Source organism: Enterobacter sp. 118C5 (assembly GCF_034107645.1).
GTDB lineage: Bacteria > Pseudomonadota > Gammaproteobacteria > Enterobacterales > Enterobacteriaceae > Enterobacter > Enterobacter nematophilus.
This window is the reverse complement of the sequence record NZ_JAWNEU010000006.1, coordinates 27,286-42,760: the sequence shown is the minus strand read 5'-3', so window position 1 is coordinate 42,760 and position 15,475 is coordinate 27,286. Positions and strand designations below refer to the sequence as shown.

The following is a 15,475-nucleotide window of genomic DNA, read 5'->3' as shown; positions in this document are numbered from 1 at the left end:
ATATGCGAAACGGGATCCGTTTTATCACCGTGGCGCTCTTTGCGCTTTGCACCCAGGCTCAGGCGGAAACCGCATTGGGCGAAATTAATATTCGGCTCTACGGCAATATTGTCGATTTCACCTGCGTGGCAGAGGGTAACGATAGCGACAAAACGGTCACGCTGGGCACCTGGCCCACCAGGCAGCTCAACACCACGGGGAGCCGCACGCAGCCTATGCCCTTCACGCTGAAGCTGACCGGCTGTCCGCCCGGGGCGGCGTCCATTACGTTCTCGGGTAAGGCCGACGGGAGCAATAGCGGGCTGCTGGCGCTGAATGACGCCAGTACAGCGAGCCACGTCGCCGTCGAGATCAGGGATGCGGATAAAACGCGTCTGGCGCTTCAGCAGGCCAGCCAGCCGGTTACGGTTGATGCACAGGGGAATGCGACTCTGTCATTTTATGCCAATTATATTGCCACGGCCGATAACCCTCAGCCCGGACGGGCTGATGCGGATGCCACCTTCATGATTAATTATAATTAGCACTGACCGCACTCCCTGCAGCTCGGATAAACTGCAGGGAGTGAATTCAGGTTATAGCAGCTCGTGCGCTTTGGCGTAATCTATTAATTCCACGATGCTTTGTACGCCAAGCTTGGAATAAATATTGGATTTGTGCGCACTAATGGTCTTATTGCTTAACAGTAACTGCTCAGCAATCTCCTTATTGGATAATCCATTCGCCAGATAACGTAATACCGTGACCTCGCGATTCGATAATGGCATATCCACTGCCATCCCTTTTCCCGAACCCATATGGTTAATAAAATTCAGCGTTTCAGACGGGAAAAAAGAATAGCCCATCAAAATCATCTCTACGGCGTTGTAGATCTCTCCCAAATCTTTTCGTTTACTGACGAAGCCGTTGGCCCCGGCGCGAATCGCACGACCCGCGTAAAATAACTCTGATTTAGAGGAGAGGAACAGAACCTTGATGTCTTTGTTTAAGTTTCTGATTCTCTTCAGTAAAGCGAAGGCGTCTGTGCCCGTGAGTTCGATGTCAAGGATCACCAAATCGATAGGATGATTGCGAATGCAGTCAAGAACTTCATGGCTATCGCCAGACTTAAGCTTGACTGTGATATTTTTATTTTTCTGTAGCAGGACCTCTATCGACATTCTGACGATAGGATGTTCGTCCATAATGATAACGGATGCCGGTTTCATTTTTAATGCCTCAGATTGTTAAAAGCGTTATGCAGAGTTTTGTAAAACTCTCGAAATGCCGGAAGGATATAAAGTGCAGATCCCTATACCGTAGTATTTCCCTGGAAAGAGCGAAAGCATCCTTGTTTACGTAATGAAAAGAACAGTGCCTCAGCGCGGTCATCTCATTTGGCTGGTGTTGGCAAAAAGATTTTTCTTATTCAGATTTGGTACGCATCTTATTATACAGAGTAAGTTTTTTCCGAAAACCCTGTAAATTAATCTCCGCTTATTGGTTTGTATTATCTTCTGGATCTGAATGGCTATGTTTTTAAATTTAGCGGAAATATCCTGTTATCCCATTTACCGCACCTTTTCATCTTTATGTAATAACAAAAAATAACAGATGTCTCTTTATGTTGCGTGTTTGTTAACGAAAGAGGGCGTCAGTTCTTAGGGCGAGCCAGGGTAAAAGAGGCGAAAAAGTGCCCTCGCAAGGTGTCAAACCTTCATCTGAAAGTGCTTAAGGCGCATCAACGTCACGCCATCATCGCGCAGGAGAACATGCTACCCACTTTGCTTTCCGCTCCTGGAGTGTGAAGCGAAGCTGCTTGTTTTTACATCATTATCATCTTATTAACGCCTTCTGCATTCACTTAACGGATGGAGGAAAGTGCTGCCTTTGATTCATTCTGTGACATTTCACATGGTTCCGAGCCATAAATTAGGAATAGTTATAAAATCGAATACATTGTTAAAATTTAACCATTCAATAACATGGATGGTAAGTAAATTCCTAAACCGCTTTAGGAAATAAGAGGTTAGTGAGTAAGTTAGAACGTGCAGTCTGAAAGGTTATTAAGAAGGTGTAACAATTCCTGGCGATGGCTCAGCCCCAGCTTAAGCAGGATGCAGCTCAGACGGTAGATAATGCGGCTATAGGGGCGATTCTGCAGAAGGGCGATCTGACGTAGCGTCTTACCGCGGGCAAGCTCCTGCAAAATGGGCCATTCGTTGCGGGAAAACCAGTCTTTATCGGACCCCTGCGGTGGACGGGTATCCATCAGGCTGTGCTGAAGACCTGCCGCGTTCATCTGACGTTCCAGCACGTGAAAAGGTCCCGCCGCTTTGCAGAAGAGGCGGGTATCATAATTATCTGCCCGGACCAGTAGCCACGGCGTCAGGAAGGGGGGATACAGGCTATGCCTTCTTAACTGATCCAGCTGATCGATCAGCCCGGTGGAACGGCTTTCAACATCCACCACCAGACGCGCTGAAGGCCATTGGGCCTGAGCGCCGAGGGCATCATCCAGCGAGGTATAGTCGCAACAGCTGCTCAGGGGAAACTGCCCATTGAGAAAACCGGTGCGCAGAAAATGATCCTCCGTGACCAGAATGATAAACGGAGCGTCGGTTTTTCGGGGCTGGCTGATGGACTGGCTCAAAAACTCGAGCCGGTCGAAAAAGGGGGGAGCAAAAGGTGAGCGCGTAAATCCCAGTGCATCACTTCCTGTACGCCGCCGCCGGTAACGGCGCACTGTCATTCGCATGGTCTCCCTCCTGGAAATGGCTCTTTAATCCTCCGGCCATGTCCAGGACGGCCAGTAATAACCCTGGCCGAGATCTGCGCCTGCCTGCAGTGCCCAGGTGCGATCGCGTTCAGTCTCAATACCTTCGATGAGTACGCTCCCGGCCAGCTGAAAGCAACGTGAAACTAGCTGCCTCAGCGCGGGTGTGGCGCGTAAACGCCAGAATGCGCCCTTATCAATTTTGATGCCGTTCAACGGTAATCGACAAAATAAAAACGGCTGAATGACAGATTCGTCGATGTCATCCAGCCATATACTGTGCCCCTGTTCCCGGAGTTTCGACAGGTTTTGAATGACGCGCTGCTTCTGAGCGGCAGAGAACGCCAGAAAGGCAGAGAGGTCAACAATCTCGATATTCAGCGGCGTGTTTTTCAGATTGATGAGCCGCTGAAAAGACGCTGGCTCTGTCAGAACGGTTATCGGCAGATTAATAAAAAGGTTATTACCGTGCGGCGTCTTTTTTAGTGCGGCAAGCTGCGCTTCGAGCAGCGTCATTGACCAGCCTGCCGACCGATGGTGGAAAAAATCCTCGCTGTGCTGCGGTTCGGACAGAATGCTAAGCACCTCCACGCCAACCTGACGCTGAGAGGTGAGGGCGACGACAGGCTCCAGTTTGATGCCGACGATGTCCTGAGAAATAAACTGTAACCGGGGGGGCGTATCGAACGGGTTTTGCGCTGTCACTCCATTGTCCTGTTGTCTGTCAGCCTCCAGGCGGCCGGGAAACCTCGCTCTAGTGTGACGAGCCGACGAGCAGGAAAACAGCAGGCGTTACTTAAATGCAACTAAGCCTTTTCGCAGCGCTAAATTTTACGGTGAAACAGCGAGAAATGTTGAGAAAATAGCCGTATTTACAATCGGCTAGCGGTAATTGCCCCCGAAAACGGAAAAGGCATTGACTCACCTGCCATTGACCGTATAATTCTTCGCGTTTCACCACCGCGAAGTTCACTCTTCTCAGTGCGCCCTTAGCTCAGTTGGATAGAGCAACGGCCTTCTAAGCCGTAGGTCGTAGGTTCGAATCCTACAGGGCGTGCCATTTAAATATAGGTACTTACGCCAGTTTCAACCCAGCCTGATTTTCTCCTTGTGTCGTATTTGTGCCATGGTTGCCAAAAATGGCATCAATTTTCCGTGCATGTTCGCTTAAGTGGTTCGGTGCCAGGTGAGCATAACGACGGACCATTTCGATCGACTCTCAACTGCCCATTTCTTGCAGAACGGACAGCGGCACGCCGGACTGAGTTAACCAGCTAGCCCAGGTATGCCGGAGGTCGTTAAAACGGAAGTCCTCTATCCCCGCTTTTGCCAGGCCAATGCGCCAGGAGGGTACGGTGGCCCGCGCCTGGTCTGCAAATGACATTGCCGCAAATATGATGACTGCAGGCACAGTAAGCTATGTCCTTGGCAACTTCCTTTCCAGAAGTAACCCGTTCGGAGACATCAAAGCAGACGGCACTGTGACAACAGCCAAGACTAACCTCGGTCTTCAGTCGTTCAATAATGATGGTTCGGTTACCACAGTTTCTGCTCCATCCGGTGGTGTCTTCTTCTATGTGACCCCCAGTGGATACTGGGGGGCAGGATTCCGTAGGCAATGCCCTTCCATTACCACTGGCGGGCGGCGGCACTAGCGCCAACACGCTTTTGGGTGCCAGAACAAACCTTGGAGTGAACAGCTTTGGATAAAGCGGGAATATAAGCACGGTATCAGCACCAACTTCAGGGGTCTTCTTCTATGTATCTAATTCAGGAAACTGGGGGGGGACAAGACTCTGCTGGCAATTCATTACCTTTAACCATTCAAGGAGGAGGGACCGGAGCGAATACTCTGGTTGGTGCAAGGGTAAATTAAGGAATTGCCCAATTCGGGGCATCAGGTAGCGTGTCCGATATGTCATCACCTTATTCCTCAAAATCTGTCGTAATTGACAACGCCGGAACATGGGGGCTCAGACTAGCACTGGAACTATAATAGCACTCTCTATTGCTTGGGGCGGGATTGGTGCTACCGATGCTGCAGGAGCCAGAACAAGCCTTGGTTTAGGAACTGCTGCCACTAAAAATGTCGGTGCGGGGGCTGGGCAGATACCTGATATGAGCTCATTCCAGGTGTCTGCTGTCACGAAAGGTTATGAAAAACTACCTTCAGGACAGATTCGGCAGTGGGGCACAATCAGCATCCCTGCTGCAAATGCAAGCACTGATTTCGCGTTGGATACTTTTGCCATTCCGTTCCCTAACGGGGTTCTGAACTTCCGAGCAAATGGCGCACAAACCACTACGAATACACCATGCTTCGCAACTGCGGAAGCGATCTCAACTACCCAAATTCGACTCAATGTAATCGCAGTCGATTTAACCAACAAAACAATCACTCAGGGATGGCTGTCACAGTTGCCTGGGAAGCAATTGGAGCATAAATAATGTCAGAATATATTTACAGCGCAAAAAACAACGCATTTTATCCTGTCGATATGAAGGATGATTACGTCGCGGCTCGCTCCTAGCCAGATGATGGGAAGTAAGTAAAGATTGTTTTCTTGAATTTACGTCTGTAGCTCATGCCGATAAATATCGTGTTGCCGGTGATAATGGTCTTCCTGCATGGGAGCAAGTTCCAACCCCTACGCAGGAGCGACTTATCGCTATTGCTGAAGCAGAAAAATGCGCCTAATCGGCCTGGATAATGCAAATATCAATATTAAACAATGGCCTGGCAAGGCTGCAATAGGTCGCCTTAAAGGTGACGAACTGGCGCAGTATAATCTTTGGCTGGATTATTTGGATACACTTGATAAGGTTGACTCATCGACTTCACCAAAAATAGATTGGCCTGTTTCTCCAAAATAAGAATGGCCCGGAAGGGCCATTTAATTTATTCGACGTTGCAGTGCGGTACTTCAAAAGAAATTAGAATTACACTTTTATCGGAGTAAATTCTGTATCTTTGATTAGCCTCAATTTCTCGCATTGCACATGCTCTATTTAAATTGCTCTCTCCGGTTATCTCATTTGTAATATCATACATTTTTATAAGATGAGTTCCCCACCAGCCACCCGTGTAATAAAGTGGGATAAGAGGCTCAAGAGAAGGTAGTCTTTTGATGGCGTTTAGTCTTTGTATTGATGAGCCTTGGGTTCCAAATATGCGAACCTGTTTAACTCCGTCTGGATCGTCACGTGATACAGCTTGGGCTAACTCACTAGAAAGCTTTACGTCATATTCCTTTTGATATTTTAGTGCATTTCCATATGCAAAAGAGTAATAATTTGCAAATAAAAATAGAGGAGCCAGGAGAAGGGTCAAAAGAGTCTTTCTCTGAATGTAAAAAAGCGTCATCAAAACAACGTACATTATAATGCCGCAGAAGGACACTAAGACTCTATGAACAAATATAGGATTCTTTAATAAACTTAAGTGAATAAAGGAAAGCAAATATATGGTTGCAGGAGACGTTATTACCGCCAGACAAATGATAAATCTGGATGCGGACCATGAGGCTTTTCTTGCGTATACTGAGTAAACCGAAAAAACAACAGCAAGAATTGCAACAGCATATACAACAACTGGCATTTCACCAACTGTCCTCATTAACTGATAATTCATTCCTCTGGATGTATCAATTACTGATTGAAAACCCTCGGAATTAAATCCAATCATTTGTGAATGTGTTTCGTTGTAGTCACCTTGAATGAAATACTTAGCAATGAGGCTGTATACTAAATAGCCAATAAACAGTGACGCTACCCTTATGCACAAAACTTTCAGAAGGTTACAATCAGTAGCGTTGTTTTTCCTGTAAGCTATAGCGAGCTCAATAAGTGCCAGTGCACAAAAGAAGCCAATTGAAGCTTGGTAAAGACTTAGCGATGCCGCTACGCACAGGACTCCTGCCACTAATTTTAAGTTTAAATTTCTGATTCCGCAAAAAGGAAGCAGTAAGACCGCCGCCGACAAAATCATTGGAAGGACATCAAACTTATAAGAAAGGTTCTCCAGCAGGAATGGGTTTGCTATTACAAAGAAGAAAAGCAAACCGGCCTTGAAAGGACCAATAAAGTTAATAGCTGTTTTATAGTATGCCAACGAGCAAAGAACATATGCCCCACAAGCTATCAGCAAAGGTAGTGGAGAAATATCAACGATCTCTCCAAGCGTCATGTTTACCAGAGCCATTACTGCATCTGCAAGGGGTCTGCCATTAAGACCCCAGTTTTTATATCCATACTGCGATCTCAATATATCATCTATGTAAAGACGGTCAGCAAGGATGATAGGTGAAATGTACAGCAAAATCATAATAGACAGAGAGATTAGAAATGTCTTCTCATCTTTTTTAAACATTTTATATTCCTGCGCTATCAGCTTTTATTTTTCAAAACATAACGAGGTCTGTTTTTGACTTCTGTGTATATCCTTCCGACATACTCCCCAAGCACTCCAATCCCAATCAACTGTATGCCACCCAGGAACAGGACAGAAACAAGCAGGGAGGGGTAGCCACGAACTGGATTACCAAAGGCAAGGGTATTTATAATCATCCATGCGCCATACAGGAAAGCCATCCCAGCGACGGCGAGGCCGATATAAGTCCACATGCGAAGAGGGAATGTGGAGAAACTTGTAATACCTTCCAGAGCCAGATTCCAGAGCTTCCACCCATTGAATTTTGTATTACCTGCCACACGTTCTGCACGAGCATACTCAACGACATCAGTCTGTCCGCCTACCCAGCTCAATACGCCTTTCATGAAGAGATTTCTTTCGGGCATGAGCTTGATATTTTCCACTACTTCGCGAGACATCAGGCGGAAATCGCCAACGTTCTCTTCAATCTGCGGATTACTGATTTTGTTATGCAGCTTATAGAACCATTCAGCCGTCTTGCGCTTAAGCCTGCCATCTGTAGACCGGTCTGTTCGTTTAGCCAGAACCATGTCAGCACCGGCCTGCCACTTATTGATAAGGTGAGGTATGACCTCGATAGGATCCTGCAGATCTACGTCGATTGGGATAATCGCGTTGCCGGTTGCGTGGTCAAGCCCTGCGAATAACGCTGGCTCTTTTCCAAAGTTTCGCGTGAAGGATAGCGGCTTAACGAGAGGGTCTGATATGGCTATTGAATTTATGATCGCCTCGGTTGCATCCTTGCTTCCGTCATTGATGAAGACTATCTCTACTTCATATGGTTTAAGTTCTTCAAACTCTCTGACGGTTTTGTAAAAAATTGGTATCGCGTCCTCTTCATTGAAGACGGGAACAACCAGAGAAATCTTCATTTTTCTTCCCTAAAGACAATGTGTTTTGAATAAAAGAACCCGCACACTAGGCTTATCAGCGAAAACTCAACAAGAGTTATGATGGGGGCGATCTGATAATAATCAGATATCTTTCCAACCAGAATGCTCATAAGCCCCATGAAGGAAACAAACAGAAAATACCCTCTCACCTTTGGCTTTGACTTGAAGGTAAAGGCCGCATTTGCGAAGAATGAGAAAGTTACCGCAGTCGCGAATGCCAGAAGGTTAGCCGCTGCCTGGTTCACAGAAAACATATAGACGCATACCGCAAAGACGAACCAGTGAATAGCGGTGTTGAAAACGCCAACAGTCAAATATTTTGAGAATAGCTTAAGCATACGAGTAGTTTGGTTGTTTTAGAATTTAGTGGAGTTTACCACCTAAGACCAATCTGATCAGCACTTGATGAATTTCAAAAGCTTAATTGCTGTATATGAATACAGTATGGGGTATGGGATTTCCGATCCCTGCTGCAGACTATGTTGAGCAGCGCATATCGCTTGACCAGCGCATCATAGTCAGACCCGCAGCCATAAACTTCATTCGAACTGGAGCTACACACTATCGCGAAGGAATTATTAACGGTGCTTTGCTTGTTGTAAACGCTTCACTGAGCCCGTGCAATGGTTTATCACTGGTTTGTCGAATGGAAAGTGCTCTGAGGATAAAGCGATACCGAAATCACCCAATCCTCACCTAGAGGATTTGCAAACAGGAAGCTGGGAAGAGATACCGATGCACGATGACGGTGTGAGCCGGATGCGACATTCGGAGTCATAACGTACATTTGAACTGAAACACATCCCTGCTTTACTGAAAGGTGATTAATCCTGCAATGAGGGTTCACCCGTGGCATATGTCGACAAAGCACTTCGGTTTAATCCCGCCTCACCTGTCTTTCAGGAAAATCTTCATAGCGTCTATCACCATATGCGACACCACCAGCCGGTGGCGCGAATCGGTAAAACGTGGGTGCTTACCCGCTATCAGGATGTTTATCAGGCGCTAAAAGAGCGGGCGTTTGTCTCTTCTGGCATACCTGAAGATGTTCATACCGAAATGGAAAAACAGTGCTTCAGCCTGTCGCCCCCTTTGCGGGACCTTCTCTATGGCATTGTGCTGTTTGAAGACGGGAATGTGCATCGCGCGCACCGTCAGGCGCTGCAGGCTCTTTTTACCGGCGAATCCTGGGCGGCGTTAACCCGCCTTGTTTCTGAGGAGTCGCATTCAGTGGTGGCAGATTTAACGGCCGCCGGCCCTTTTGACGGCATACGCCAGATAGCAGCGCCGCTCTGGGGGAAACTGTTTACCGCCTGGCTCAACCTGCCGGAAGCGCAGCAGGAGGTGGTTGAACAAGAGAAAAATGCCATCCGGCTCTTATTGGATCCCAGCGCCATCGATCGGGAGGGACTTGAGCGGCTGATCGTGGCGCTTTCCCGTCTGGATGACAGTTTTCGACAACTCGCGCAGGCGCACGGACAGGGTTACGACTCGCTTTTTTATCGCAGCCTTCTGAAAGGATATGGCGGCGATCGGGATGCGCTTGCCGCACGCTTTAGCACCGACTGCGTCACGATGCTTATCGGCGGCAGTGAAACCAGCGAAGCGTTAACCGGAAACCTCATATATATGCTGGCACAGCATCCTGAATTACAGGAACGCGTCAGAAATAACACTCTCCGGATGAAAGAAATCGTCAGTGAAACCATGCGCTTTGAGTCTCCGCTGCAGATGGGCAGGCGAAGGGTTGTGGCTCCCGTGCAGTTTCTGGAGCGTGAACTTAAAGCCGTGGATAACATCTTGTTATGCCTCGGTTCGGCGAATCGGGATGAAAGCGTCTTTGAAGAGGCGTGGCGCTTTATTCCTGGCCGCAGGAACGGACAGCGTCAGCTGGGATTTGGCGCCGGTGTACACCAGTGTATTGGACAACTGCTGGCGCAGTGTCAGGCTGAAACGCTGGCGATGGCCTTAAGCGAACGCGGGACGATCGCTCTGGACGGCGACGCGAAATGGTCGAATCGAAGCCTGATTCTCCGCACGCTGGAGACGCTGCCGGTTAAAATTATCTAAGCGATAATGAGGGCAGTGGCAGGATGAGGATCCTGTTTCCCTCGTGACTCACGATAAAATTCACGGCACCGATATCAAAAAAATAATGTCATTGCAGCCGCCCCCAGTGCAGAGTGGCTGTTCTTCAGCAAGCATTAACTTTCCCGACGAGTTCATCGATCTTCATAGGCCTACCGAAATAGTAACCCTGCAAAAAATCGCTGTCCTTTAAGCGCAGGTAGTCGGCCTGAGCCTTTGTTTCTACGCCCTCGGCAATGATCCTCAGGCGCATTTTTTTCGCCAATTCGATAAGGCTGTCTACCAGTCGGGTATCGCCATTTTCACTAATCTGGCCGACAAACAGTTTGTCTATCTTGATGAATTCGGGCTCCAGCGCGTGAATGTAAGAGAAGTTGGAATAGCCAGTCCCAAAGTCATCCAGTGCCAGGGAAATATTCGATCGTCGGAGCGTTGCAAACCATTCGCTTAACTGGGGAGTGAAATGTAGCGGATCGCGTTCCGTAATTTCGATAACCAGCTGGACCTGACTCGACACGAGTTTTTGCAAAAGCTCAAGCGTATCCGTCTCGAAGCGCGGATCGAGGCAGTTACAGGCGCTCAGATTAAGGTTGATATAGAGCCGGTCCGGGAATAGGTGGATCCGATGCTGAAGATCGGCAATGACCTGCTGAATCAGATGATGCGTTAGCGGGGCGATAAGCCGGTGTTTCTCCGCCAGCGGGATAAAGGTATCTGGAGACACGGGGCCGTACAGGGGATGATTCCAGCGTGCGAGTACCTCAATACCCGCGATAGTGCCCGTCTGGCTGTCAAAAAAGGGCTGGTAAACCGGCATAATCTCGCGCTTCTCGATGGCCGCGCTCAGGGTTCTTTCCGGGGCGAGGGTAAGCAGGCGAGCCAACAGGGCGTTGAAGCGGGTGAGCCATTTTGTCGTGGTTATCATCGTGAGCCTTAAGCGCGCGGCGCCCTCTCCGGACAGCCGCGCGGTGGTTATCAGAATTTGACCCAGTCGTCCCGATCATGGGTAGAAGATCGTTTAAGAGGGGTCACGCTGGCGGTGAGCTGGCTTTCTCTTTGGCGGATTTTGTGCCCGTTTGATACACGGAAAATCGACACCACTTTTTCAAGCTGCACAGCCTGTTCCTCCAGCGAACTTGCCGCAGCGGAAGACTCCTCCACCAGGGCGGCATTTTGCTGAGTGGTGGTGTCCATTTCTGCCATCGCCTGGGCAATCTGCGAAATTCCGCGGCTTTGCTCATCGGTGGCGGCGGCAATTTCGTTCATGATGTCACGCACCTGCGCCACTGATGTCTCTATTTTCGTCATCGCATCGCCGGCGCTTTCAACCAGACTAAAGCCCGCATCCACCTGCACGACCGATTCGTTAATCAGGTTTTCAATCTCTTTTGCTGACTGCGCGCTGCGCTGGGCAAGAGTCCTCACTTCGGCGGCAACCACGGCGAAGCCTTTACCCTGGTCGCCCGCTCTGGCGGCCTCAACGGCGGCATTAAGCGCCAGAATATTGGTCTGGAAGGCGATACTGTTAATCACGGTGGTGATCTCTGAAATGCGGTGCGAACTGCTGCGCACGTTTTTCATCGTATCGATCACCTTCAATGAGATCTGGCTCCCTTCCGTCGCATTTTGCGCGGCTTCATCAGCCAGCTGGCGCGCATGATTAGCATTCTCGGCGTTGAGCGCGACGGTAGAAGTCAACTCTTCCATGCTGGCGGCGGTTTCGACGACGGCGGCTGACTGCTGTTCGGTGCGCGACGACAGATCCATATTGCCTGCGGCAATTTCTGAAGACGAACGGGCGACGCTATCCACCCCATTGCGCACGTCATGAATGATGTTTTTCAGGTTTGCATTCATGGTCGCAACGGCCTGCATGAGCAGACCTGGCTCATCGCGACGTGTACTGGTCAGGGTGCTGGTGAGGTCGCCCTGGGCGATTTGCTCAGCGACACGCAGGGTCTCATCAAGCGGACGGGTGATGGACAGGGTGATGCCCATTGCTAACAGGACGCCGAGCACAAGACCGATGGCAGCAACAATGCCCATCTGTATCTGAACGCTATCAACCGTATCAGACACTTTTTTCTGCTGCAGGCTAAATAACGTCTGGATGGCCTGCGTCAGCGTTATCGCTTTACCGGTTAAGGTATCGGAGAGCGTCGACTGTTGATTCCAGACGCTTTGATAATTTATTAACTCAGCCGCGACGTTTTGCATATCTTCCAGGCCTGACTGCAGCCAAACTTTTTGTTCCTCGGTAGCAACCGATAACAGTTGTTCGGTGTCAGATTTTGCGATGTCCAGACGCGCGCGGATCCCTTTCATTAACGCATCCGTAGGATGCTGTTTATAGAGGGTAACCTGAGAATCAATGTCGCTCATGACAAACGCAATCTGCGCGGCCACAAGAGCGTGCGAAGCGTCCAGCGTGCCGTTGCGGCTGAGCGTGGAAGCCAGGCCGGAGTTATCGCACAGCCCCTGAGTGCTCAGTTTCTGTTCGCTGATTTTCTTCTCAGAAAGGGATTTTGTGAAAGGCAGCAGGGTGGCGACGTAGCTGTTCACCGCATTTGCCGTATCGTCCAGCGCTTTTTTTCCTTCCGGGGACCAGGACAATTTTTCCATACTGGCGACAATACTCTGCATGCGCTGGGTGGCGGCGTTGGTCTGATCAAGGTACTTCTGGTCGAGCGTGTACTGAAAATTCGTCCGGCCTAAGCGAACCTGCGTCAGGGCGTTAAACAGGTCCGTGGTATGGCCGTTCTTTTCGACTTTATCCTGAATGTTGCTGAGACCCAGCAAACCTGAAATCAGAATAACAATCGTCACGAGCAGGACGAGAGAAAAACCAAAGAATAACTTCTTACGAACTTTTAAATTGGCAAAATGGTTGATTATGCTCATATATAATTCCAGTGTTGGTATAAACCAAACAACAGTGCTAATAAATCATTAACGAAAAAAGTGATGCAGAAGAGAGATGACAAAAAAAAGCCCCTCGCACGCGAGTGCTCAGGGCAAGAACCTGAGTTGACATCACTCACTCAGGCTATCTGTCTTCTCCTCTTTTTTAACAGAATGAGCCGGGAGTTCGCTCGTTCTGTAATAAACGGGGATCACATCCGAATAATTAATGATGTAACCACACCCTTTAATATTGCGAATAAAATTTTCTGGTAACCCTAGCATACTCAGTTTGTTATTGAGATTGCGCAGAACCTGCCACAGCCGTTGTGTGGACGGGCTCAGATTATGCGACTCCCAAATTTCTTCAAAGAGCTCTTCTTTGGGAATGGGCTGGGTTCTGCCATTCATCAACAAATACAGGAAAAGCCTGAGCATTGTTTCATTAAAATAAATGGAGGCAAATGCAATGCTTTTATCACTCTGGATGCCAGTAAGGCGGTAGAGCCTGCGGTTAGAAATGTCAAAATGAATGTCATCTCCGATCATAAACCCATATAGACGATAACCCATATCTAATACCCATATTAAATGAAGACGAACTTGCATCACTACATATAAGCGCTGAGATAATCCATACCGTTTATAGGGTGGATTATATGGCTGCAATAAATGCTTTCCAATACACATCCCTGTGCGCTATGAGAAACCGGTTGTACCTCATCCGGGCATGGAGTTTTTGTCGATATAAGTTGTATTTTTGGAATAAAACGTCAGATGTTTTTTATTTTTATTACGTTTATCCTGAAAATTGATATACAACCGACCACTCAACATAAAAATGCAAATTTTGAAAAAGATTCAGCATTTCTTTCTGTTGGCACCGCCGGGTAATGAGAAGCCTGACAGCGCCTTTTCGATACCGCATAGGTTACGGTTCCTCTGCGGCAAAGAGGAGTGAAGATAAATGATTTATACTGATTAAGTTGATCCTCAAGCGGGGTGGAAGGAGACGAAAAACTGGGCGTGTAAACGCGTAGTTTATTGATAATAAATCACTAATTTCTGAATCAGAAAACGGATACGGACGCGAAAGTATAATAATGATGAATGTACTAAATCCCTGCACGTTAACGGCCGGTGCGTCATGAAGCCCGTCTTTCTGATAAACGGCACCGTGCTTTTTGAGCCTGAGCTGCGTCGACTGTGCTCACTTTCAGGCTACCCTGAGCGCGCTGTGTTCCTGCATGCTCCGGTTAGCGAGTGCCTGCTACAGCTGCTTGAACACAACGGCGAGGTGCTTACGCAGCGTTATCTTTTCTCAGCGGTATGGGAAAAACAGGGGGCAGTTGTCACGACTAACGCCCTCTACCAGACTATCGCCTCAATTCGTAAAGCCCTTAAGATGGCGGGGCTGGCAGATAATGTTGTGCAAACCGTACCCAAGGCGGGGTTTAAGTCGGTCGCTCAAATTCAGACGGGTACGCTCGACGCCTTTATCACGACGGATGCGGCTTCGCCTGCCGGCCTGCATACTGAAGCTTCTGTCCCGACACCGCGCGCAGCGGAGAACCGTTTCCGCTTTCTCTCAGGGAAAGTAGCGTATGGCATCGCTGCATTGTTATTTATTCTTTCGTGTCTGGTTCTCTTTCAACAGCTGCATGAACAACGCGCCGGGTTTGAAACCTATCAACCGATCGGCAATATTGCAGGGTGCGACGTTTATTCCTCGTTGCATGACAAAATAAAAAGTCAGCGTATTTATATTGCACTGACTAAACGTTACCCCATCCAGTGCAACGCTGGTGAGGTGGCCTATATCACGCTCAATCGTTATCAAAATGGGACATCGGTGATTGTGTGCGATAAATTGCCTGAGGTTGCTGGTGCACAATGTGATTCCATTATGTACAGGGAGCAATATCATGAAAATGACTAGCCGGAATGTTCACTGGCTGTTCATCCTTTTGATGATTATCGCGCCACTTTTTTATGCCTGGTATACGCATTATCAGCGGAATCATTTTACCTGTGAGAGTCATCTCATTATTGTTGACGAAAATTCGCGAGTAGATACCCTCATGACGTTTACGTTTAATAACGGTACTGGCAGTTACGACTCCACCGGAGAATACAGCCAGGCGGGTCAGGAGCCGGTTGCCATCAGCAATAAAATTGCCTTCCGTTACTGGCGAGAAGAGGGGCGAGTCATTATGATCTCCAGCGATACGAATGAACGCCCCAAAAAAGACGAACCTTTTCGTCATGCTATTCCCGATTTTTTCCGTCAACGCGACCATGGCATTAGTATTCAGATCGTTCCGGTGAACGCTTCTGCCTACCTCTTCATCTTCGGAAATACCCCCGCTTTTTATTGTGCTAAAGGATGAGCAGGATCCTGCGGAC

The 15,475-nt window shown here is 48.4% G+C and carries 14 protein-coding genes, 1 tRNA gene and 2 pseudogenes; 7 read left to right on the top strand and 10 right to left on the bottom strand.

The annotated features are described in order from the left end of the window. The first annotated feature begins 2 nt into the window (after positions 1 to 2). The gene (sfmF, locus tag UTO39_RS12745; RefSeq protein ID WP_320727318.1) at positions 3 to 524 is read left to right on the top strand and encodes a fimbria assembly protein; all 522 of its coding nucleotides are present in this window, start codon (positions 3 to 5) and stop codon (positions 522 to 524) included. A 51-nt stretch (positions 525 to 575) separates the two neighbouring features. Here the strand turns inward: sfmF and fimZ are convergent, their stop codons facing one another. The 3 genes from fimZ to UTO39_RS12730 form a co-directional block, all read right to left on the bottom strand. Beyond that, on the bottom strand, positions 576 to 1,208 hold the full coding sequence (fimZ, locus tag UTO39_RS12740) for a fimbria biosynthesis transcriptional regulator FimZ (RefSeq protein ID WP_061098981.1): 633 nt from the start codon (positions 1,206 to 1,208) through the stop codon (positions 576 to 578). 812 nt (positions 1,209 to 2,020) lie between these two features. Continuing rightward, entirely contained in the window at positions 2,021 to 2,737 is a 717-nt protein-coding gene (locus UTO39_RS12735; protein ID WP_061098980.1) for a response regulator transcription factor, read from the bottom strand. 24 nt (positions 2,738 to 2,761) lie between these two features. Next, complete coding sequence (locus tag UTO39_RS12730) at positions 2,762 to 3,460, bottom strand: EAL domain-containing protein (protein ID WP_320727317.1); 699 nt, start codon at positions 3,458 to 3,460, stop codon at positions 2,762 to 2,764. Positions 3,461 to 3,738: 278 nt separating this feature from the next. Between UTO39_RS12730 and UTO39_RS12725 the strand changes: the two genes are divergently transcribed. Beyond that, positions 3,739 to 3,815 (top strand) — tRNA-Arg (locus UTO39_RS12725). A gap of 15 nt (positions 3,816 to 3,830) precedes the next feature. Here the strand turns inward: UTO39_RS12725 and UTO39_RS12720 are convergent. Then, positions 3,831 to 4,103, bottom strand: a pseudogene (locus tag UTO39_RS12720) (tyrosine-type recombinase/integrase); the annotation flags it as partial. A 617-nt stretch (positions 4,104 to 4,720) separates the two neighbouring features. On the opposite strand from UTO39_RS12720, the gene UTO39_RS12715 reads away from it, so the two are divergent. After that, positions 4,721 to 5,203, top strand: coding sequence for a hypothetical protein (locus tag UTO39_RS12715; protein ID WP_320727316.1), 483 nt, complete (start codon positions 4,721 to 4,723; stop codon positions 5,201 to 5,203). Further along, positions 5,203 to 5,629 (top strand): annotated as a pseudogene (locus tag UTO39_RS12710) (tail fiber assembly protein). The gene UTO39_RS12715 and the pseudogene UTO39_RS12710 overlap by 1 nt, the downstream one beginning before the upstream one ends. Positions 5,630 to 5,654: 25 nt before the next feature. On the opposite strand, the gene UTO39_RS12705 reads toward UTO39_RS12710, so the two are convergent. The 3 genes from UTO39_RS12705 to UTO39_RS12695 are packed head-to-tail and all read right to left on the bottom strand — an operon-like array spanning position 5,655 to position 8,418. Further along, positions 5,655 to 7,124, bottom strand: coding sequence for a glucosyltransferase domain-containing protein (locus UTO39_RS12705; RefSeq protein ID WP_320727315.1), 1,470 nt, complete (start codon positions 7,122 to 7,124; stop codon positions 5,655 to 5,657). Positions 7,125 to 7,141: 17 nt separating this feature from the next. Beyond that, positions 7,142 to 8,059: a glycosyltransferase family 2 protein gene (locus tag UTO39_RS12700; RefSeq protein WP_320727314.1), complete on the bottom strand. Its 918-nt coding sequence runs from the start codon at positions 8,057 to 8,059 to the stop codon at positions 7,142 to 7,144. Beyond that, positions 8,056 to 8,418, bottom strand: coding sequence for a GtrA family protein (locus UTO39_RS12695; RefSeq protein WP_320727313.1), 363 nt, complete (start codon positions 8,416 to 8,418; stop codon positions 8,056 to 8,058). The genes UTO39_RS12700 and UTO39_RS12695 overlap by 4 nt, the downstream gene beginning before the upstream one ends. 511 nt (positions 8,419 to 8,929) lie before the next feature. On the opposite strand from UTO39_RS12695, the gene UTO39_RS12690 reads away from it, so the two are divergent. Continuing rightward, complete coding sequence (locus tag UTO39_RS12690; protein WP_320727312.1) at positions 8,930 to 10,150, top strand: cytochrome P450; 1,221 nt, start codon at positions 8,930 to 8,932, stop codon at positions 10,148 to 10,150. Between the two features lie 124 nt (positions 10,151 to 10,274). Here the strand turns inward: UTO39_RS12690 and UTO39_RS12685 are convergent, their stop codons facing one another. The 3 genes from UTO39_RS12685 to UTO39_RS12675 form a co-directional block, all read right to left on the bottom strand. After that, on the bottom strand, positions 10,275 to 11,093 hold the full coding sequence (locus tag UTO39_RS12685; RefSeq protein ID WP_320727311.1) for an EAL domain-containing protein: 819 nt from the start codon (positions 11,091 to 11,093) through the stop codon (positions 10,275 to 10,277). A 50-nt stretch (positions 11,094 to 11,143) separates the two neighbouring features. After that, entirely contained in the window at positions 11,144 to 13,069 is a 1,926-nt protein-coding gene (locus tag UTO39_RS12680; protein ID WP_320727310.1) for a methyl-accepting chemotaxis protein, read from the bottom strand. Positions 13,070 to 13,201: 132 nt separating this feature from the next. Further along, positions 13,202 to 13,642 (bottom strand): winged helix-turn-helix domain-containing protein, encoded by a 441-nt coding sequence (locus UTO39_RS12675; protein WP_061098975.1) that lies wholly within the window; start codon positions 13,640 to 13,642, stop codon positions 13,202 to 13,204. A gap of 574 nt (positions 13,643 to 14,216) precedes the next feature. Here UTO39_RS12675 and UTO39_RS12670 point away from each other — a divergent pair. Next, positions 14,217 to 15,008 (top strand): winged helix-turn-helix domain-containing protein, encoded by a 792-nt coding sequence (locus UTO39_RS12670; protein WP_320727309.1) that lies wholly within the window; start codon positions 14,217 to 14,219, stop codon positions 15,006 to 15,008. Continuing rightward, a complete protein-coding gene (locus UTO39_RS12665; RefSeq protein ID WP_061098973.1) occupies positions 14,995 to 15,459 on the top strand; it encodes a hypothetical protein in 465 nt (154 codons plus the stop codon). Before UTO39_RS12670 ends, UTO39_RS12665 begins: the two co-directional genes overlap by 14 nt. Positions 15,460 to 15,475: the final 16 nt, after the last annotated feature.

What these genes read in the sequence shown, in the direction of transcription:
- sfmF (WP_320727318.1), top strand. Translation starts at nt 3, where the DNA reads ATGCGAAACGGGATCCGTTTTATCACCGTGGCGCTCTTTGCGCTTTGC.
- fimZ (WP_061098981.1), bottom strand. Translation starts at nt 1,208, where the DNA reads ATGAAACCGGCATCCGTTATCATTATGGACGAACATCCTATCGTCAGA.
- UTO39_RS12735 (WP_061098980.1), bottom strand. Translation starts at nt 2,737, where the DNA reads ATGCGAATGACAGTGCGCCGTTACCGGCGGCGGCGTACAGGAAGTGAT.
- UTO39_RS12715 (WP_320727316.1), top strand. Translation starts at nt 4,721, where the DNA reads ATGGGGGCTCAGACTAGCACTGGAACTATAATAGCACTCTCTATTGCT.
- UTO39_RS12705 (WP_320727315.1), bottom strand. Translation starts at nt 7,124, where the DNA reads ATGTTTAAAAAAGATGAGAAGACATTTCTAATCTCTCTGTCTATTATG.
- UTO39_RS12700 (WP_320727314.1), bottom strand. Translation starts at nt 8,059, where the DNA reads ATGAAGATTTCTCTGGTTGTTCCCGTCTTCAATGAAGAGGACGCGATA.
- UTO39_RS12695 (WP_320727313.1), bottom strand. Translation starts at nt 8,418, where the DNA reads ATGCTTAAGCTATTCTCAAAATATTTGACTGTTGGCGTTTTCAACACC.
- UTO39_RS12685 (WP_320727311.1), bottom strand. Translation starts at nt 11,093, where the DNA reads ATGATAACCACGACAAAATGGCTCACCCGCTTCAACGCCCTGTTGGCT.
- UTO39_RS12680 (WP_320727310.1), bottom strand. Translation starts at nt 13,069, where the DNA reads ATGAGCATAATCAACCATTTTGCCAATTTAAAAGTTCGTAAGAAGTTA.
- UTO39_RS12675 (WP_061098975.1), bottom strand. Translation starts at nt 13,642, where the DNA reads ATGGGTTATCGTCTATATGGGTTTATGATCGGAGATGACATTCATTTT.
- UTO39_RS12670 (WP_320727309.1), top strand. Translation starts at nt 14,217, where the DNA reads ATGAAGCCCGTCTTTCTGATAAACGGCACCGTGCTTTTTGAGCCTGAG.
- UTO39_RS12665 (WP_061098973.1), top strand. Translation starts at nt 14,995, where the DNA reads ATGAAAATGACTAGCCGGAATGTTCACTGGCTGTTCATCCTTTTGATG.